The organism is Actinocorallia sp. API 0066, from assembly GCF_020991275.1.
Taxonomy (GTDB): Bacteria; Actinomycetota; Actinomycetes; order Streptosporangiales; family Streptosporangiaceae; genus Actinocorallia.
Map to the genome: position 1 here is coordinate 359,092 of NZ_JAJLQY010000001.1, position 18,802 is coordinate 377,893.

The window sequence follows — 18,802 nt, forward strand, 5'->3', positions numbered from 1 at the left end:
CAAAAGTGAGAGAAGTTCACGAAAGGCTAGGACCGGCGCGAATACCGGTCAAGGGATTCGATCCCGTGAAGTTCTGGCTATCTACCCGTCATCTGACGAGTCCGGATCAACGGTGACGGTACGCCGTCCGTCCGGCAGCCGCACCCACAACCGCTCCCCGTCAGCCAGCCCTTCCGCCTCCCGGACGACGCTCCCGTCCGTCCGTTGCACGATCGCGTACCCGCGCGCGAGGGTGGCCGCCGGAGACAGCGCCGTCAGACGGGCCCGTGTGTGCGTCAGCCTGTCCTCGGCCCTGTCGATCGCCACCGCGAGCGCCCTGCGCGCGCGCTCACGCGCGGCGAGCACCTGCTCGTGCTTGCGTTCCACCTCGCGCACCGGGTCGGCCAGCGCGGGGCGCGAGCGCAGCGACCGCAGCCACGTCAGCTCCCGCTCGATCCGCCCGGTCACCGAGCGCCGCCCCCGGTCGCGTAGCTGCCGGACCGTCGCGAGCTGCTCCCTGACGTCCGGCACGACCCGTTTGGCGGCGTCCGTCGGCGTCGAGGCCCGCAGGTCGGCCACGAGGTCCAGGAGCGGCGTGTCCTGCTCGTGCCCGATCGCCGAGACGACGGGCGTGCGCGCCCCCGCGACGGCCCGCACCAGCGTCTCGTCGGAGAACGGGAGCAGGTCCTCCAGGGAGCCGCCGCCCCGGGTGATGATGATCACCTCGACCGAGGGGTCGCCGTCCAGCTTGCGCAGCGCCTCGACGACCTCGCCCACCGCGTTCGACCCCTGCACCGCGACCGTCTCGACCCGGAACGCGACGGCTGGCCAGCGCCGCCGCGCGTTCTCCAGGACGTCCCGCTCGGCCGCCGAGTCCCGCCCGCAGACGAGCCCGACCGTGCCGGGCAGGAACGGCAGCGGCCGCTTGCGCTCGGCCCGGAACAGCCCTTCTGCGGCCAGCGTCCGTTTGAGCTGCTCCAGCCGGGCCAGCAACTCCCCGACGCCGACCGGCCGCACCTCGATCGCGGTCAGCGAGAACGACCCGCGGTTGACGTAGAAGTCCGGTTTGGCATGGATGACGACCCGGGCCCCGTCCACCACCGCCGGGTTGTCGAACACCCCGCGCGCCCCCACGACCCGCACGGAGATGTTCGCGGCGGGGTCGCGCAGCGTCAGGTAGACCGTGCCGCCGCGCCGGTTCAGCTCGGTGATCTGGCCCTCCACCCAGACGCGGCCGAGCCTGCCGATCCACCCGCCGACGAGGTTGAGCACCGTCCGGACGGGGACGGGGTGGTCCGCCGAGGTCTCCAGAGCCATACCGGGAGCCTAGAGGGCGGAAGCCCGTAGGCTTGCCGCATGGCGCAGGAGGAGACGCTCTCGTACGAGAAGGCACGTGACGAGCTCGCGGAGGTGGTGAAGCGCCTGGAGACCGGCGGGCTCACGCTGGAGGAGTCCCTGGCGCTGTGGGAGCGGGGCGAGAAGCTCGCCGCCGTCTGCGAGGAGTGGCTGGAGGGCGCGCGCGCCCGGCTGGCCGCCGCGATGGCCCCCGAGCCGGACGGTGACGCGCCCTTCTGACCGCCGCCTTACTTCTCGCCGCCTACGGGCTGTTCCTTGAGCGAGCCCGCGAGCACCGCGAGCTCGTCGTAGGAGGCGGTGCCGGTGACGACGACGGTGCTGCCCGGAAGGCGCAGGACGAGCGAGTTCTGCTTCTTGTCCCGCTGGTGGTACTCCGACCACTCGGCGCCGTTGACCGTCCGCTGGCCCGCCGCCTGGCCCGGCGCGGACTGGAGCACGTTGGTCATCCTGCGCACGAAGCCGTCCGGCCCGTCGGGGGACTCGTCGCTCTGCACGAGCGCGGCGTGCGCCCCGGCCGGGGTGGCGAAGCCCAGGTGCCAGGTGCGGCCGTCGCCCTTGCCGTCGAGGCCGGTGACGCGGCTCGTGGTGGCGTGCCAGCCGTCGGGCAGTTCCTCGGGCACGAACGTCGCGAAGGGCGCGGCGCGCGCGAAGCCCTTGGCGTCGTAGGTGTACTCGACGGTCTTGGGCACCGCGTTCTCGGGGCTGCCGGGCGTCAGCAGGAACGCCACGAGCGCGAACGCGAAGCAGGCGCCGATCGCGATGGCGAACTGGCCGGGCCCCGACAGGTAGCGCTTGAGGAAGCCGTCGGAGACGACCCGCGTCTCCGTCTTGGCCGGGGCGCTCACTGGTCGGCCTTGATCGTGCCGAGGATGCGGATGATGCTCGCGGACAGCCTGTCGGCCCGCTCCCTGTCGTCGCCCAGGGAGACCTCGGAGACGGCGCCCAGCATCGCGCCCGTGAGCACGATCACCAAAGGCTCGTTGAAACTCTCGCTCTCGCCCTGGAACAGCGCGGCGTTGCGGCGCGCCCACTTGCGCAGCCGGTCGCGCATGATCCGGTCGAAGCCGGGCGGGCCGTCGCCGGAGATGAACAGCCGGGACAGCTCGCGCTCCTCCACCGAGCCGCGCAGGTAGGCCGCCGCGCCCGCGAGGAACAGTTTCTGGGGGTCGCGCTCGCCCTCGTCGCGGACCTTGTAGATGGCCTCGCGGGTGCGGTCCTGCTGGCGTGCCTGGAACTCCTCGAACAGCGTGAGATAGAGGTCGGCCTTGCCGTTGAAGTGGTGGTACAGGCTGCCGACGCTGGCCCCGGCCTTGGCCACGATGTCGGTGACGGCGGCCTGTGCGAAGCCCTCCTGGGCGAACACCTCGCGGGCGGCCCTGAGGAGGGCGCCCCGTGTGGCCTGGCCCCGCTCGGAGACCCTGGCGGAGGTCTCCTCGATGTCGCTGCTCATGGGGACTGAGATTACGCCACCGTGCGGCAGGTCGGTTCTCGGCCCGCTTCCCTGGTCTGGTCCAATTTGTGGGAAGGGCTCGCGAAATCAGAGAATCACGGAGAACCCGTCTTCGACCGAAGGGTCCGCAATGTCTGAAACCTCACCTTTGGCCGCGGCGCCGGAGGCTCCCGACCGCAACCTCGCCCTTGAGCTCGTCAGGGTCACCGAGGCGGCGGCCCTCGCCGCCGCCCGCTGGGTGGGCAGGGGCGACAAGCTGGGCGCCGACGGTGCCGCGGTCAACGCCATGCGCCAGCTGATCAACACGGTGTCCATGCAGGGCGTCGTGGTGATCGGCGAAGGGGAGAAGGACAACGCCCCGATGCTCTACAACGGCGAAGAGGTCGGTGACGGGACCGGCGCCGAGTGCGACGTCGCGGTCGACCCCATCGACGGCACCACACTGAACGCGCTCGGCATGCCCAACGCGATCGCCGTCCTCGCCGTCGCGCCCCGGCACTCCATGTACGACCCCTCCGCCGTCTTCTACATGGAGAAGCTCGTGACCGGCGCGGAGGCCGCCGACGTCGTGGACATCGAGCGTCCCGTCGGCGACAACATCCGCGCCATCGCCCGCGCCAAGGGCTCCGCGCCCGAGGACGTCACCGTGGTGATCCTCGACCGGCCCCGGCACGAGGCGATCGTCAAGGAGATCCGCGAGGCCGGCGCCCGCATCAAGTTCATCAGGGACGGCGACGTCGCGGGCGCGATCATGGCGGCCCGCGCCGGCACCGGCGTCGACCTCCTGCTCGGCATCGGCGGCACCCCCGAGGGCATCATCGCCGCCTGCGCCATGAAGTGCCTCGGCGGCGTCATCCAGGCCCGCCTGTGGCCCCAGGACGACGCCGAGCGCCAGAAGGCGATCGACGCGGGGCACGACCTCGGCCGGGTCCTCACCACCGACGACCTCGTCCGCTCCGACGACGTGTTCTTCGCCGCCACCGGCATCACCGACGGCGAACTCGTCAAGGGCGTCCGGTACGTCAAGGGCGTCGCGACCACGCACTCGCTGGTGATGCGCGGCCGCAGCGGCACCGTCCGGCGGGTCGACGGCGAGCACCGGCTGGGCAAGCTGCGCGCCTACTCCGCGATCAACTTCGACGCCCCCGCCTGAGCAGCGAGCGGCGCGGCGGCTTGGGCCTGCGCGGCCTGATCACCTCGACCGTGCCGAGCAGCAGGGTCCCGGTCAGCTCGACGACCGGGGCCTCGCCCTGCGACGGCCACACCGGCTCGCCCTGCTTGACGGCGCCCGCCATGCTCCGTCCGGTGAAGCGGACCTCCACCTCGCCCGGCACGTGCAGCCTGATCCGCCCGCACAGGGTGCTGAGATCCAGGACGACGTGCCTATGCCGCAGGATCGCCTCGTGCAGGTTCAGGTCGATCTTGCCGAAGACCGCCGACACCGGGAGCCGTCCGGGCACCACCCAGCGGCCCTCCTGGCGCTGGGAGCCGAACATCGCGACGACGTGCTTCGCGTCCACCTGGAACGGCTGCTGCTCGGCGGGCAGGAGGTCGCGTGTGACGCCCGTCAGCTCGCCGAGGGTGCGCGCGCCGAAGACGGCGGCGAGCCGCTCGGCGTGCTCCTCGGCCGTCAGCCTGCCGTCGGCGTAGGCGGCCTGGAGCAGCTCGGCCACCCGGTCGCGGTCGGCGTCGGAGGCGCGCAGGTCGCGCGCCGGAACGGTCCCGTCGGAGTCCACGCTCCCGACCCTAAAGGACGAGCCCCGCCCTGGAACCTCTTCGGCTCGGGGCGGGGCTCGCGGAGACGCCGGACGTCAGGGCTGGGTGGCCAGCTTGGCCAGGCGGTTGTCGTACATGCGGACGATCTCGGGACGGGCCAGGGTGGCCGCCTCGTAGTCGCGCAGGACCGTCACCTCGGCGGCCGTCAGCTTGCGCAGCCGGGCGCGCAGCGAGGCGTGCGAGAGCTCGTCGTAGTTGGGGACGGGAAGGTCGGCCGGCACGACCACGGCGATGAGCTCGACGTCCGGCTCGACGTCGGGCACACCGGGGTCGCCCGGCTCGGGCACCGAGTCCAGCACGGCGGTCTCGGCGGCGGGTCCCGCGTCGACGCCCGGCACGGGTTCGAGCTCCTCCTGGAGGGCCGGGGCGGGCTGGGCGGGCACGGAAGGGGCGGGGTCGGCGGGCTCGTCGGCGGCCTTGGGCTTGCCGAGGGAGATCTCCGCCGGGGGCTCGGCCACGGGGGTGGGGGCGGGCGGCTGCGCGGGCTTGGGGACGACCTTCTCCAGGACGCGTCCGACCCTGGTGCCCTCAAGCCTGGTGGTCAGCTTCTCGGCGTCCGCGAACAACCTGTCCAGAACCGGACCGAAGTCACGGTCGCGAACACTCCGGACGTCCTTGGTGACCCTGTCGGTGAGCAGCAGGGCGCGGCCGACACCGAACATGGCGAGCCGCGCCGCGTGGATCGGCAGATCCCTGACCTGCTCGTTCAGGGTCTCCTGTACCTGCTTGCCGACTTCTCGCGGGGTACGCGACATCTTGATCTGCTCCCTGCTCGTCCGAGAACACGCCGTATATGGCACTACGGGGGAAGTGTTCTTTCTAACTGTGCCGTAATCGTGGGTTTCCGGTCACCCCCTGTAAACGGAAATATGGCCGGGCGGTGCGTGCATTGGGTCACATGCCCGCGCGGCTATCGGTGCCGGGGTCGCGGAACGTAAAGTGTGGGCATGACCGCTACCAGCACGCGTGAGACGAGCACGGCCAAGAAGGGGAAGGTCCTGCTGGCCAAGCCCCGCGGATACTGCGCCGGCGTTGACCGCGCGGTGCAGACGGTGGAGAAGGCGATCGAGCTGTACGGCGCACCCGTGTACGTGCGCAAGCAGATCGTCCATAACAAGCACGTCGTGAAGACGCTCGAAGGGCTCGGCGCGATCTTCGTCGACGAGACCGACGACGTGCCCGAGGGCGCCATCGTCATCTTCTCGGCGCACGGCGTCGCCCCCGTCGTCCACGACAAGGCCGCCGAACGCAACCTCAAGACCATCGACGCGACCTGCCCGCTGGTCACCAAGGTGCACCGGGAGGCCGTCCGGTTCGCCAAGGACGACTACGACATCCTGCTCATCGGGCACCAGGGCCACCCCGAGGTGATCGGCACCTCCGGCGAGGCGCCCGCCCACGTCCAGCTCGTCGACGGCCCCGAGGACGTCGCGAATGTGACGGTCCGTGACCCCGACAAGATCGTCTGGCTGTCCCAGACGACCCTTTCGGTCGACGAGACCAACGAGACGGTGGACGCGCTCCGTGAGCGGTTCCCCTCCCTGCAGAGCCCGCCTTCCGACGACATCTGCTACGCCACCCAGAACCGGCAGACCGCCATCCGGGAGATCGCCGCCCAGGCCGACCTGGTGATCGTCGTCGGCTCCCGCAACTCCTCCAACTCCAAGCGGCTCGTCGAGGTCGCCAAGGACTACGGGGCCAAGGACGCCCACCTGGTCGACTACGCCGAGGAGATCGACGCGGCCTGGCTCGACGGCGTCGAGACCGTCGGCGTCTCCAGCGGCGCGTCTGCTCCCGAGATCCTGGTCCGGGGCGTGCTCGACTACCTCGCCGCGCGCGGCTACGACGACGTCGAGGAGATCGAGTCCGTCCGGGAGCACATGATCTTCGCGCTGCCGCACGAGCTGCGCAAGGACCTGCGCGCCTGACCTCACGTCCGCTCGTCCCATCGGACGGGATCCTCCTCGGTGTAGCGCTCCCGGGTCAGCCGGAAGCCGTCGGCCTTAAGGGTGAGCTCGCGCCACGCCGTCAGCAGGCCGCGGCGTAGCGCGATCGCCGCGGTGAGCACCGTGCCCGCCAGCAGCCAGGGCGCGCGCGTCGCCAGGTCCAGCGGCAGCGCGACGAGGAGGCTCTGCACGAACGAGCGTTCGCCGACCGCGTCGATGATCTCGGCGAGCAGCGTGCCCAGCAGGTAGACCACGGGCGGCGCGACCACCAGCACGGGTAGGTCGTCCGGCCTGGTCGCCAGCGCCGCCAGCACGCACACCACGACAAAGACGGCTCCGGGCACAAACGCGAAGTCGGCGAGCGCCCCGGCGAACGTGCCCGCGAACAGCACGGCGACCGCGCCGCGGGCCGTCAGGCTGACCGTGGGACGGCCCCCGCCCTTGGGGCGGCTCACCGGGCCCACGGCGGGCTTGCGGGCCGCCTTGCGGCCTCCCGGCTTCTTCTCCTGGGTCTCGGTGCTCATCGGGCGTCCTCCGGGAGCGGGGTGGCGTAACGGGCGGATTCGGGGGCGGGGGGCCCGACCAGCTCGGCGGCCGACACGGCGCGCGGCGCCTCCTCGACCGGCCGTGGCCCCTCCAGGACGGCGTCGGTGACGCCGAGGTCGTTGAGCTTGCGCGCGCTCACCAGCACCCGGTGCTCCAGCGAGCCGACCGACCTGTTGTAGGCCCGGACGGCCCCGGTGAGGCCCCGGCCCAGCTCGTCCAGGTGGCCGCCGAGTGTGCCGAGCCGCTCGTACAGCTCGCGGCCGAGGTCGAACACCTGCCTCGCGTTGCGGGAGAGCGCCTCCTGCTGCCAGGCGTAGGCGGCGGTGCGCAGCATGGTGATGAGGGTCGTCGGGGTGGCGAGGTGGACGCGCTTGGCCATCGCGTACTCCAGCAGCGAGGGGTCGCGATCCAGGGCGGGCGCAAGGAAAGCCTCGCCGGGCACGAACAGGACGACGAACTCGGGGGAGGGCGAGAACGCCTGCCAGTAGGACTTGGCCGCCAGCCGGTCCACATGATCGCGCAGGTGCCTCGCGTGCGCGTCCAGCCGGTTCTCCTTGCCCTCGGCCGCCTCCAGATAGGCGGCCAGCGACACCTTGGAGTCGACGACGACCGTCCGTCCTCCGGTGAGGCGTACTACGAGGTCCGGCCTTACCCGGCCGTCGGAGGTGACCGCTGTGGCCTGCTCGGAGAAGTCACAGTGGGGGGACATCCCCGCGAGCTCCACGACCCGGCGTAGCTGGAGCTCACCCCACCGGCCACGGGCTTCCGGGCGTTGGAGCGCGCGCACGAGCGTCCTCGTCTCCCCGCGTAGCTGCTCCGACGTCTGCCTGACGAAGTCCACCTGCTTGGCGAGCATCGCGTGCGACTCCCGGCGGCTCGCCTCCAGCTCCGTCAGCTGCTCCTGCACCTTGCCGAGCGTCTCGCGCAGCGGCGCCACAAGATGCTCCACCGCCTGCTTGCGGCGCTCCAGCTCGCCCGCCGCCTCCACGCCCGCGGCCCGCAGCCGGGTGTCGGCCAGCTCAAGGAAACGCTGGTTGGAGACGTCCAGGGCCTTGGCCGACAGCGCCTCAAAACGCTCCGCCAGCCCCTTCTCGGCATAGGCGAGCTTCTCCTCGGCGGCCCGCGCGCGCGCGATCAGCGACGCCTGGCGGGCGGTGGCCAGGGCGAAGCCCAGCACCACCCCGATCACCAGTCCCGTCAGCAGTCCCGCGCTCATGACCCGATCGTTGCACGGGCGAGGGCGAATCGTTCTTCACCGCGCGGCACGAGTTCGGTGCGTCGTGCCCGGACGGGGCGGCCCGTGTGACGGACACCTGCTTGTGAACCCGGGACGTACAGCGTAAGAATTCGCCCATGACCCCTCGTTTCCGGCAGTTGACCGCGGTGACCCCCCGGACGCCCCCGTCCCTCCAGACCAGGATCTTCAACGGCCTGATCCGGCGCACCGGACGACGGCTCTGGGCCGCCTCGGCCTCCACCGACGCCGGGTTGCGCACCTTCCGCAGGGAGATCTCCGTGCTGCGCACCCGGGTCCCGGCGGGCGTCACCCTGCGTCCGATGGAGTTCCCCGCCTTCAGCGCCGAGTGGGTGCGGGCACGCGGGGCGGACGACAGCAAGGTCGTCCTCTACTTCCACGGCGGCGGGTACTTCTTCGGCAACCCCGTCATGTACCGGGGCTTCTCCTGGCGGCTCTCGGCGGCCACCGGACGTCCCGTGGTGATGGTCGACTACCGGCTCGCCCCCGAGCACCGCCCTGCGGACGCCCTGGAAGACGCGCTCACCGCCTACGACTTCCTGATCGGGATGGGTTACGCGCCCTCCGACATCGTGGTGGGCGGCGACTCGGCCGGGGGCCACCTGGCGCTGTCCGTCATGCACACCCTGAAGCGACGCGGCGACGAACTGCCTGCGGCGTCCGTCGCGATCTCGCCCTGGACGGACCTGCTGTGCACGGGCGCCTCCCACACGCAGTGCGCCGAGAGCGACCACCTCATCCCGGCCGCGAAGCTCAAGTGGCTCGGCACGTCCTTCTGCGCGGACGCCGCCCCCGACGACCCCCTGTTCGACCCCGTGCGCGGCGACCTCACCGGCTTCCCGCCCCTCCTCGTCGTCTCCAGCGACACCGAGATCCTCCGCGACGACTCCCGCGACCTCGTCGCCAGGGCCGGCAAGGCGGGCGTGGACGTCACCCACCGGGAGTGGAACGACCAGGCCCACGTGTTCCCCGTCTTCGCCGACTACGTGCCCGAGGCCAAGGCGGCCATCGCGGACATCGGCGCGTTCCTGCGGTCGCGCTGAGCACTAGACTTTGCGAACGTGAGCCTTTCCATCGGGATCGTCGGACTGCCCAACGTCGGCAAGTCCACGCTGTTCAACGCGCTGACCAAGAACGACGCGCTGGCCGCGAACTACCCCTTCGCGACCATCGAGCCGAACGTGGGCGTCGTCGGCGTGCCCGACCCCCGGCTCGCCCAGCTCGCCGAGATCTTCGGCTCCGGCCGCATCCTGCCCGCCACCATCGAGTTCGTGGACATCGCGGGCATCGTCAAGGGCGCGTCCGAAGGCCAGGGCCTCGGTAACAAGTTTCTCGCCAACATCCGCGACACCGACGCGATCTGCCAGGTGATCCGGGCCTTCCACGACCCCGACGTCACCCACGTGGACGGCGACACCAACCCGCTGCGCGACATCGAGACGATCAACACCGAGCTGATCCTCGCCGACCTCCAGACCATCGAGCGGGCCCTCCCGCGGCTGGAGAAGGAGGTCAAGCTCAAGAAGGACAAGGACGCCCCCGCCGTCCTGGAGGCCGTCAGGGCGGCCGAGGCCAAGCTGAACGAGGGCGTCACCGTCTTCGCCTCCGGCGTCGACCGCGCGCTCCTGCGCGAGCTCCACCTCCTGACGGCCAAGCCCTTCCTGTACGTCTTCAACCTCGACGACGACGAGCTGGGCGACGACGCCCTCAGGGACAAGCTCCGTGGCCTCGTCGCCCCCGCCGAGGCGATCTTCCTCAGCGCCAAGATCGAGTCCGAGCTGATCGAGCTGCCCGACGACGAGGCCCTGGAACTGCTCCAGTCGATGGGCCAGGAGGAGTCCGGCCTGTCCCAGCTCGTCCGCGTCGGCTTCGACACCCTGGGCCTCCAGACCTACCTCACGGCAGGCCCCAAGGAAACCCGCGCCTGGACCATCAAGAAGGGCGCGACGGCCCCCGAGGCCGCTGGCGTCATCCACACCGACTTCCAGCGCGGCTTCATCAAGGCCGAGATCGTCTCCTTCACCGACCTCGTCGCCGAGGGCTCCATCCCGGCCGCCCGCGCCGCCGGCAAGGCCCGCATGGAGGGCAAGGAGTACGTCATGCACGACGGCGACGTCGTGGAGTTCCGCTTCAACGTCTGACGCGCTGCGTCGGGGGGCCGGGTCCGTTCGGATCCGGCCCTTTTTGTTGGTCTGTGCCGGGGTCTCCGATGGTGGGGTTGGTGTGACCCTTGACACGTGGTGGACGTGAGCAAATATTATGCTTGATGGAAAAAGTTTTTACCTCCGAAGGAAGGTTCACCCCCATGACCTGCCAGGTGGTTTTTGAGCTGCACGTCAAGAAGGAGCACGTGGACAACGTGCGGCAGTGGTTCGTCGACAAGCTGCCGGGAACGCGGGCTTTCCGGGGCAACGTCAGTGTTGAGGTGGTCCGCGAGCAGGACGACCCTACGAAGTTCGTCTTTATGGAGAAGTGGAACGAGCGCAAGGACTTCGAGGACTACCTCGCCTGGCGCGTCGAGGAGGGCACCGTGGCGGAACTCGCCGAGATGCTCGAAGGCGACATCGACTTCCGGTACTTCGAGCCCCTGGGCGTCTGACCGCCGCTGAGCGGCCCCGAGGGGAGCCGGGCCCGGCCGGGGCGGCTCCCCTCGGTGTTCCGGCGGGTCAGCGGGCCGTGGCGGCGGTGGGCGGCTGGCGGAGGGAGCCGCGGGCGACGAGGAGGGGCGTGGCCACGGTGACGGCCAGCGTCAGGAGGGTGACGGTAGCGGGCAGGGCCAGGGAGAACTCGGGGAGCCAGGCGTCGGTACGGGCGTAGGAGAAGGGGACGATGGTGGCGGCCGCCGCGAGCAACCCCAGGACGGCCCCGGCGACGGCCAGGGCGAGCGACTCCAAGGCGACCATCGTCAGCAGCTGACGAGGGGTGGCCCCGGCGAGGCGGAGCTGGGCGAACTCACGGCGACGGGCCGTGGTGGACGTCGCAAGGGTGTTCACCAGGAGGATGCACAGGAAGGCGCCCACCATCCCGGTGATGACGTAGTTGAGCGTCCGCACCAGGTCGGCGCCCTCCTCGGGGACGAGCCCGCGCATGGCCTCCGTGTCGATGTCCTGCATCACCAGGGTGCCGACCGCCATCCCGGTGAACAGGACGATAGGCGCGAGCCCGGAGACGAGATGCCCCGACCTGGCCCGTAGGTTGGTGCGCGCCAGGTGCCCGGAGGCGCCCCCACCCGGGACGGTCAGACGGCGCACGATGACGGGCGCGAAGAACGCGAGCGCGACAGCCACCTGGATGTCGATGTAACCGGCCATGGCCTGCGACTCAAGGCCGAGCCCGTGCCCGACCGTCACTGTCATGACAGCCATCGTGGCGGCTCCCGTGAGGAACAGGACGCCGAACAGGACACGTCGCCAGGTGAGCCGGGCCTCTGGAGCGGCGGCCTCGGCCATCGACTCCACGACCCGCAGGCGGGCCGCCCTACGCGCCGCGATGAAGGCCGCCCCTACCGCGCCCAGAAGGGTGACGCCGAATCCCTGGCCGAGCGCGACCGCGCCGAAGACGTGCTCCACGTCCCGCGTGACCTGCCCGCCGTCCTGGACGAGGCCGAGCACCGTCCGTCCCCCGAGGACGCCCACGGGGATCGCCAGCACGCTCGCGGCGAGCGCGAGCAGGACGACCTCCGCGAGGATCATCCGGGTGAGCTGCCCGGGGGAGGCGCCCGCGCTCTTCAGGAGCGCTATCTCGCGCGCCCGCTGACGGATGCCCAGGGTGGTCGCCGTGACGGCGGCGAAGCCCACGAGCAGAAGGCTCCACCCTCCGACGACCCCGCCCATGATGGAGAGCGTCTCCGCGCTCCCGGCGTCGAGGCCCGGCGTCAGCCCTGTGTCCAGCAGCGAGCCGAACGCCATCACCAGCGACGCGCCCAGGAAGAGCGCGAGGAAGACGGCGACAAAAGCGGCCGCGCGGTGGCGTAGCGAGGAAAGGGCGAGCGCGAGCATCACTCACCCGCCCTGACCACGTCGTCACCCAGGTGGGTGAGCCGCTCGGCGACCGCGTCGGCCGTCGGGTCGGCCATCCGCCCGACGATCCTGCCGTCCGCGAGGAACAGCACGGCGTCGGCGTAGGCGGCGGCCACCGGGTCGTGCGTGACCATCACGATCGTCCTTCCGTGCGCGCGTACGGCCTGCTGGAGCAGCTTGAGCACCTCGCGGGCGCTGCGCGTGTCCAGCGCGCCCGTGGGCTCGTCGGCGAAGACGACGGACGGTTCTGCCACGAGGGCCCGCGCGATCGCCGTCCGCTGCTGCTGGCCGCCCGACAGTTGCGGCGGGCGGTGCCCGAGCCGGTCGCCGAGGCCGACCCCGCGCAGGATCTCCGCCGCGCGCGCCTCGTCGGGCCTCCTCCCGGCGAGCCTGAGCGGCAGCGTCACGTTCTGCAGGACGGTGAGGGAGGGCAGCAGGTTGAACTGCTGGAAGACGAAGCCGATGTGCTCTCTACGGAACACCGTCAGCTCCGACTCGGTACCGGTCATCTCCCTGCCGTCCACGAAGACGCGTCCGGCCGTCGGGCGGTCCAGGCCCGCCGCGCACTGCAGAAGCGTGGACTTGCCCGAGCCGGACGGGCCCATGACGGCCGTGAACGTGCCGCGGGCGAGTCGGAGAGAGACGTCCTGGAGGGCGACGACCCTGTTGTCGTCGTCGCCGTGTACCTTGCGCAGCCCTTCGAGCCGCAGTACTTCGGTTGAGGTCATGGCCGTACCGTCGCGGGGCGCGCTGACCGTCCGCTGACGGCGTGCTGACGGTGGGCTGACCGTCCCCTCCGCGGACGGTCAGCCCACGCGCCCGACGGCCCCCCGGGGTGGAGAAGGGCCGTCGTGGGGGGAGTGGATCGCGTCCTCGTCCCAAGCAATCACCACCACATCATGCGAAGACGACCTTCCGATAACACCTCCGTCACTTCCCATCCATCACGGATTTACCTGGACGAACCAGATAGGCGGGGAGAAACCTTCGGGCCGCCGAATGCCGCGCCGAGCCTCACACCTGTGTCCGGCACCGCCACACCGGGGTGTCCCGGAGTTATCCACAGGCTGCCCGGCGCGGTGACGGAAAGTGTGTGAGGGTGATCGGGACGGACGTGATCGAGACCGCGACGTTATGAGATGGGAGTGATTGTCATGGTTCGGTGTGGTTGGTGTGGAGTCTGTGGGTAGTGCGACATGCATAAGCGCGCGCCGAGACTGGGCATCTTGGACTGTCGCTGGAAGAATCTCTCGAGTGGCTACGCTTGGGGCCACGTGAACACGGAAGAGCGTCGGGATTCGGGCGCATTAGGCGGAGGCGTGCATGGCTCGCAGGTCGGCTGTGGAGGAAGAGCCGGACATCGGCTCCGCCGCGCTCGACGAAGCCTGGGACGAGCCCGCGCGACCCGCCAAGAAGCCGTGGGGCGGCGGGGGCGGCCGCTGGTGGATCTGGATCGGACGCGCCCTGCTGTGGGCGTTCGTCCTCGTTGTTGTGGTGAACGGTATCCGTGCCCCGTTCGAACGGTTCACCGCGGACACGCCCGCGGCCCCGGGCGGCGGCGGGCAGCAGGAACCGGGCTTCCCGGTGACGGCCGGCTCCGCGTTCGCCGTGCAGTTCGCGCAGGTCTACCTGAACTACGACGCCTCGACGTCGGGCGGCAGGCAGGAGCAGCTCGCACGCTTCCTGCCCGAGGGCGCCGACGCCCAGTTCGGCTGGAACGGGCTCGGCCAGCTGTCGGCCGACCACCTCCAGGTCTTCGAGGTGCACGTGCGCGACAAGGAGAACGCCGTCGTCGACGTGGTGGCCAAGGTGGGCTCGCGCTGGGTGCGGCTCGCCGTCCCCGTGCACGCGCGCGGCGGCGGCTTCGTCATCGCCGAGCAGCCGGCGTTCCTGGAGCCGCCCACAAAGGCGGCGCGGCCCGCCGAGCCGTCCTACGAGCACGACACCGAACTGGAGACGCGGCTGCAGACGGAGCTCACCGGGTTCTTCCAGGCGTACGCCAACAGCGACGATGTCAACCTCCAGCGGTACACCGAGGGAAGCGACATCGAGGGCCTGGACTCGGCTGTCGTCTTCGACGCCATCGTCGAGGTGGACGCGCCCAAGGGCGACGCCGACGAGCGCACGGTCACCGCCACCGTCAGGTGGAAGGTCCCCCCGACCGAGTCCCGCGGCGAAGAAGGGCTGATGACCCAGACGTACGAACTCACCGTGGTGAAGCGCGACCAGTGGAACGTACGCTCGATCCGCGGCGCCGTGCGGACCGGGTCCTAGAAAAGAGGTTGCAGTGCTGTTCCACCACCTGGCGGCGGCTCTCCCCTGGGAGACGCTGGCAGCGCCCGAAGACGGGCTGAACACCGAGGATCTGGCCACCTGGCTGCGGAACCTTTTTGGTCCGCTGTTCCTTGTGGTCGTCTCGATCGTCGCGCTGTTCTTTCTCTTCACCAGGGAGATCACCCGGTTCGCGCAGTTCATCCTGCTGGCGATCGGGATCGGGATCATCTTCTACGTCCCGAACATCATCGAAGTGACGGCCAAGGCCATAGCCACGGCGCTGGGCGTCGATCTGAACTAGGGAAGGGGTCGGAGCACACCGGGCGGCTGATCAGCGAGGGGAGCGGCGCATGGATCTGCCCACGTACACCAACGTCTGGAGCATCGAGAAGCGGCTGTACAAGCTGTACGACCTGCGGCTGCCGATGCCGTTGCCGCTGGTCACCATCGGCGTGTACGCGGGGTCGTTCCTGCCGTGGATCGTCTTCCTCCAGCTACTCGGCGTGCCCTTCGGCGCGCCCTGGCACGTGCTGTACCTGGTGCCGCCCGGCCTCGTCGCCTGGCTCGCGACCCGCCCCGTCATCGAGGGCAAGCGCCTGAACGAGCTGCTGCAGTCGCAGCTGCGCTACCTGTCCGAGCCGCGCACCTGGTGCCGCCTCACCCCGCTCCGCGAGCCGCAGCGCGTCGTCGTCGTGGCCCGCGTCTGGCGCTCCCCGGACCAGGCGGCCCCCGCCCTGGAACGCGTCGTCACGCCCCGCCGCCAGCCCGCCCCCGCCCCCACCCCGGCCACCTCCCCGACCCCCCAGCCCCTCGCCGAGTACGCCGCCGAACACGCCCCCGACTACGCCACCGCCCACCAGGAGGCCGTCGCCCGAGTCCGCGCCCGCATCACCTCCCCCTCCTACACCACCCCCACCCCCCTCCCCGGCGACTACCCCCCCGAGACCACGCCCGGCCCCGCCACACCCGCGGCACCCCACGGGAGCCTCCGCACAAGCGACCCCGTTCCCGAGGACGCGTCTTCCACCCCCGTCACCAAGCCAGAGCCCCCCGACACGACGCCGCCGCCGCAGACCGCGCCGCGCACCGCCACACCCGCGGCACCACGCGGGGACCTCCGCACAAGCGGCCCCGTTCCCGAGGACGCGTCTTCCGCCCCCGTCAACGAGCCGGAAGTTCCCGGCGCGAGGCCGACGCCGCCCGAGGCCGTGCCGGGTGCCGCCGCACCTGCGGCACCACGTGCGGGCCTCCACGCCAGCGGGCTCGTTTCCGAGGACGCGTCTTCCGCCCCCGTCAGCGAGCCTCCGGCTCCTGGCACGCGGCCGGGGTCGCCTGAGGCCGCGCCGGGTACCGCCGTGCCCAGGGCGACGCGTGGGGATCTCCGCGCGGGTGAGCCCGTTTCCGGGGACGTGGCTTCCGCCTCGGTCAGCGAGTCGGTGGCTCCTGGCACGAGGGCGGGGTCGCCTGAGGCCGTGCCGGGTGCCGTCGTGACCGGGGCGAGGCGTGGGGGTTTCCGCGCGGGCGGGCCCGTTTCCGAGGGCGCGGCTTCCGCGTCCGCCGACGAGCGGGAGGCTTCCGGGGCCGGGCCGGAGACGCCGGGTGCCGATGCGCCCGGGGCGCGCGAGGGCTTCCGCGCGGATGAGCCCGTTGCCGAGGCTTCGGCTACCGGTAGCGGGTCGGAGGCGTCCGCTGTCGGGTCGCGTGCGGACACGGACGGCGAAGTGTGGGAGCCGGCCCGGTGGGTCTTCCGGGCGAGGGGCCGCGCGGGATCCGGCGGCAGCGCGGAAACGCCCGCGCCCGGAGCCGAGTCCGCCCAGGCCGTCGAGACCGGCACGACCCCCGCCGGGCCGGTCGCCGGTGCGGAAGGCGATGTTCCGGCGTCGAGGCGGGAAGACCTGCGCGGTGCCGAGCCTGAACGGAAAGACACGCGCGTGACGCCTGCCCTGTTGGGTGACGACGGGGAGGGCGGCGTTCCGGCGTCCGGCCGGGAAGACCTGCGCGGTGTGGAGCCTGGGCGGGAGGACGTACGCGATACGCCTGCCGTGTTGGGTGGCGACGGGGAGGGCGGCGTTCCGGCGTCCGGCCGGGAAGACCTGCGCGGTGTGGGGCGTGAGCGGAAGGACGTGCTTGGGAGGGCCGCCGGGTCGGGTGACGACGCGGAAGGCGGTGTCTCGGCGTCCGGGTGGGAGGACCCGCGCAGGGCGGAACCTGGGCGGGACGACGTATGGGTGGCGGAGGCCGGTGCGGTCGTGGGCCGGACCGGGCCGGAGGCAGGGGCCGGGGGGGCCGTTGTGGAGCGTTCTGAGGTGCGGCAGGGCACGGCCAACGTCGTCGGCGGCGCCGTGGACGGCGGTGCGGTGGAACGGCCCGAGCCGGAAACGGAAGCCGACCACCCGCCGGTAGGGCCGCCCCCGGCCACCGCCCCCGACATCCCGCAGGTCCCCGCCGCCTTCGGCGCCCTCGGCCGCCCCCACCCCACCAACCACCCCCCGACCGAGACACCCCAGCAAGAGCCCACCGACAAGACACTTCAGCAGGACCCCGCCGACGAGGCGCTCCCGAATCAGCCCGCCAACAAAACGCCCCAGCAGTACCCCGCCGACGAAGCGCTTCCGAAGCAGCCCGCCAACAGAGCACTCGAGGACGAGCCCGCCGCCGACGTGTTCGGTGACGCGCCCGCGAACGAGGTGCTCGGGGGGAAGCCCGCCGACGAGGTGCTCCCGGAGGAGCCCGCGAGCGAGGTGTTCCGGCAGGAGACCGCCAACGCGGTGTTCCAGGACGAGGCCGCCGACGAGGTGCTCAGGGACGCGCCCGTGAGCGAGGTGCTCAGGGACACGCCCGTGAGCGAGGTGTTCGGGGAGGAGACCGCCGACGAGGCGCTTCCGGCCGGGGCCGTCGCGCCGGTGGCGCCCACGCGCACCGACATCCCCGTCGCCGCGAGCACGCGGCGGCCCGAATCCGAGGTCCGGCCCGCCGACTCGGTCGCGTACCGCACCGACCACCAGGTCTGGCCCCCGGTCCCCGCCCCGTCGCGCCCGTCCGCGCCGCCCCCGGCCACCGCCCCCGACATCCCCATGGTCGGCCCCCGCCCCGCCCCCCTGCCCTTCGCCGAGCCCGCCCCTCCGCCGCCCACCCCCCACCGCGCCCAAGTCCCGCCCCCCGCCGTCCCGCCGCCTGCCCCGGCCCCGGACAACCCCACCCCGCGCCCCCAGGCCCACCCCACCCTGCCCACCTTCCCCCGCCCCACCACCCCCGCCGGAGCCGACCGTTCGGCCGCGCCCGGCCCGGCGGATCCCGGTTCGTCTCCCTCCGGCGCCTTCACCCCCGGACGCTCCGGCGTGCCCATAGGCGACGACGCCGGAATCGAGCGCCCGGCAGCCCCAGCCGCCACTGAGCCGGACCCGGGCCACACGGGCGAACACGCGACTCGCCGTGAGCCCGGCGTCGAGCAGGTCTCCCACGAGCCCGGCCCCGCCCGCCCCGCTCCGCCGCCCGCTGCCCCCGGTCCGGTGCGCCCCGGCTCCCACGCCCCCCGACGTCCCGGCACACCCGTCCGCGACGACGCCGCGCCCGGCCGCCCGGCCTCACCCGGCCCGGAAGACCCCGGTTCACAAGCCTCTGGTGCCCTCGCTCCTGGGCGTCCCGGTATGCCCGTCGGCGATGACGCCGCGACCGGGCGCCGGGTAGCTCCGGCTGCGGCTGAGCTGGATCCGAGCCGCGCAGGTGAACCAGGGGCTCGCCGTGAGCCCGGCGTCGAGCAGGCTTCGCACGGGCCCGGCGCCACGCGGCCAGCCGCGACTCCCAGCGTGGAGCATCCCGGTTCGCAAGCCTCGGGTGCCTTCGCCCCTGGACGCCCCGGCGTGCCCATAGGCGACGATGCCGCTACCGGGGGCCCGGTGGCTCCGGTTGCTGCTGGGTTGGACCCGAGTCGCGCGGGTGGACTCGGGGACCGGGCTGAGTCCGGTGTCGAGCAGGGTTCGCTGGAGTCCGGCCCGGCGTCGCCGGCTGTGGCTCCGGGGGCGGAGCGTCCCGGTTCGGACGCCTCCGGCGTCGGTGCTCGTGGGTGGCCCGGTGTGCCGGTTCGTGGTGGCGCCGTTGGCGAGCGTTCGGCCTCGTCCGGGCTGGAGGATCCTGGTTCGTCGGCGTCTGGTGGCTTTGCCGCTGGACGCTCTGGTAGGCCCGTGGGGGATGGTGCCCGAGC

General features: G+C 71.9%; 18 protein-coding genes and 1 pseudogene. 9 read left to right on the forward strand and 10 right to left on the reverse strand.

Annotated features, from left to right (window positions below; genetic code table 11):
- Positions 1–81 precede the first annotated feature (81 nt).
- Positions 82–1,296: an exodeoxyribonuclease VII large subunit gene (gene xseA / locus LO762_RS01600; protein WP_230611795.1), complete on the reverse strand. Its 1,215-nt coding sequence runs from the start codon at positions 1,294–1,296 to the stop codon at positions 82–84.
- A gap of 39 nt (positions 1,297–1,335) precedes the next feature.
- Here xseA and LO762_RS01605 point away from each other — a divergent pair, with 39 nt between their 5' ends.
- Positions 1,336–1,554 carry an exodeoxyribonuclease VII small subunit gene (locus LO762_RS01605; protein ID WP_230611797.1) on the forward strand — a complete coding sequence of 73 codons (219 nt, stop codon included), beginning with the start codon at positions 1,336–1,338 and terminating at the stop codon, positions 1,552–1,554.
- Positions 1,555–1,562: 8 nt separating this feature from the next.
- Here LO762_RS01605 and LO762_RS01610 read toward each other — a convergent pair whose 3' ends face one another.
- Together LO762_RS01610 and LO762_RS01615 are read right to left on the reverse strand one after the other, a co-directional pair.
- Positions 1,563–2,180 carry a DUF4245 domain-containing protein gene (locus tag LO762_RS01610; protein ID WP_230611799.1) on the reverse strand — a complete coding sequence of 206 codons (618 nt, stop codon included), beginning with the start codon at positions 2,178–2,180 and terminating at the stop codon, positions 1,563–1,565.
- A complete protein-coding gene (locus LO762_RS01615) occupies positions 2,177–2,785 on the reverse strand; it encodes a TetR/AcrR family transcriptional regulator (RefSeq protein WP_230611801.1) in 609 nt (202 codons plus the stop codon). Before LO762_RS01615 ends, LO762_RS01610 begins: the two co-directional genes overlap by 4 nt.
- 130 nt (positions 2,786–2,915) lie before the next feature.
- Here LO762_RS01615 and glpX point away from each other — a divergent pair, with 130 nt between their 5' ends.
- Positions 2,916–3,938, forward strand: a complete 1,023-nt coding sequence (gene glpX, locus LO762_RS01620) for a class II fructose-bisphosphatase (RefSeq protein WP_230611807.1) — start codon at positions 2,916–2,918, stop codon at positions 3,936–3,938.
- Here glpX and LO762_RS01625 read toward each other — a convergent pair.
- On the reverse strand, positions 3,916–4,521 hold the full coding sequence (locus LO762_RS01625; RefSeq protein ID WP_230611813.1) for a DUF1707 domain-containing protein: 606 nt from the start codon (positions 4,519–4,521) through the stop codon (positions 3,916–3,918). The two genes, glpX and LO762_RS01625, sit on opposite strands and share 23 nt — an antisense overlap.
- Positions 4,522–4,596: 75 nt before the next feature.
- Entirely contained in the window at positions 4,597–5,316 is a 720-nt protein-coding gene (locus LO762_RS01630) for a hypothetical protein (RefSeq protein WP_230612860.1), read from the reverse strand.
- Between the two features lie 192 nt (positions 5,317–5,508).
- On the opposite strand from LO762_RS01630, the gene LO762_RS01635 reads away from it, so the two are divergent.
- A complete protein-coding gene (locus LO762_RS01635) occupies positions 5,509–6,489 on the forward strand; it encodes a 4-hydroxy-3-methylbut-2-enyl diphosphate reductase (protein WP_230611814.1) in 981 nt (326 codons plus the stop codon).
- Positions 6,490–6,491: 2 nt separating this feature from the next.
- Here LO762_RS01635 and LO762_RS01640 read toward each other — a convergent pair whose 3' ends face one another.
- Together LO762_RS01640 and LO762_RS01645 are read right to left on the reverse strand one after the other, a co-directional pair.
- Positions 6,492–7,031 carry a DUF6542 domain-containing protein gene (locus LO762_RS01640; protein ID WP_230611816.1) on the reverse strand — a complete coding sequence of 180 codons (540 nt, stop codon included), beginning with the start codon at positions 7,029–7,031 and terminating at the stop codon, positions 6,492–6,494.
- Positions 7,028–8,269, reverse strand: a complete 1,242-nt coding sequence (locus tag LO762_RS01645; protein ID WP_230611818.1) for a DNA recombination protein RmuC — start codon at positions 8,267–8,269, stop codon at positions 7,028–7,030. The genes LO762_RS01640 and LO762_RS01645 overlap by 4 nt, the downstream gene beginning before the upstream one ends.
- A gap of 137 nt (positions 8,270–8,406) precedes the next feature.
- On the opposite strand from LO762_RS01645, the gene LO762_RS01650 reads away from it, so the two are divergent.
- The 3 genes from LO762_RS01650 to LO762_RS01660 all read left to right on the forward strand — a co-directional run bounded on the left by LO762_RS01650 (position 8,407) and on the right by LO762_RS01660 (position 10,907).
- Entirely contained in the window at positions 8,407–9,351 is a 945-nt protein-coding gene (locus LO762_RS01650; RefSeq protein WP_230611820.1) for an alpha/beta hydrolase, read from the forward strand.
- Positions 9,352–9,369: 18 nt separating this feature from the next.
- Positions 9,370–10,449 carry a redox-regulated ATPase YchF gene (gene ychF / locus LO762_RS01655; RefSeq protein ID WP_230611825.1) on the forward strand — a complete coding sequence of 360 codons (1,080 nt, stop codon included), beginning with the start codon at positions 9,370–9,372 and terminating at the stop codon, positions 10,447–10,449.
- 164 nt (positions 10,450–10,613) lie between these two features.
- On the forward strand, positions 10,614–10,907 hold the full coding sequence (locus tag LO762_RS01660; protein ID WP_230611827.1) for a putative quinol monooxygenase: 294 nt from the start codon (positions 10,614–10,616) through the stop codon (positions 10,905–10,907).
- Between the two features lie 67 nt (positions 10,908–10,974).
- Here the strand turns inward: LO762_RS01660 and LO762_RS01665 are convergent, their stop codons facing one another.
- A complete protein-coding gene (locus LO762_RS01665) occupies positions 10,975–12,306 on the reverse strand; it encodes an FtsX-like permease family protein (RefSeq protein ID WP_230611829.1) in 1,332 nt (443 codons plus the stop codon).
- Positions 12,306–13,055: an ABC transporter ATP-binding protein gene (locus LO762_RS01670; RefSeq protein WP_230611831.1), complete on the reverse strand. Its 750-nt coding sequence runs from the start codon at positions 13,053–13,055 to the stop codon at positions 12,306–12,308. Before LO762_RS01670 ends, LO762_RS01665 begins: the two co-directional genes overlap by 1 nt.
- Before the next feature lie 595 nt (positions 13,056–13,650).
- Between LO762_RS01670 and LO762_RS01675 the strand changes: the two genes are divergently transcribed.
- The 3 genes and pseudogenes from LO762_RS01675 to LO762_RS33830 form a co-directional block, all read left to right on the forward strand.
- Positions 13,651–14,601 (forward strand): conjugal transfer protein, encoded by a 951-nt coding sequence (locus LO762_RS01675; protein ID WP_230611833.1) that lies wholly within the window; start codon positions 13,651–13,653, stop codon positions 14,599–14,601.
- A 16-nt stretch (positions 14,602–14,617) separates the two neighbouring features.
- Positions 14,618–14,902: a hypothetical protein gene (locus LO762_RS01680; protein WP_230612808.1), complete on the forward strand. Its 285-nt coding sequence runs from the start codon at positions 14,618–14,620 to the stop codon at positions 14,900–14,902.
- Between the two features lie 49 nt (positions 14,903–14,951).
- A pseudogene (locus LO762_RS33830) lies at positions 14,952–15,197 on the forward strand (conjugal transfer protein); the annotation flags it as partial.
- A gap of 1,967 nt (positions 15,198–17,164) precedes the next feature.
- On the opposite strand, the gene LO762_RS01695 reads toward LO762_RS33830, so the two are convergent.
- Entirely contained in the window at positions 17,165–17,677 is a 513-nt protein-coding gene (locus tag LO762_RS01695) for a hypothetical protein (RefSeq protein WP_230611835.1), read from the reverse strand.
- Between the last annotated feature and the right edge of the window lie 1,125 nt (positions 17,678–18,802).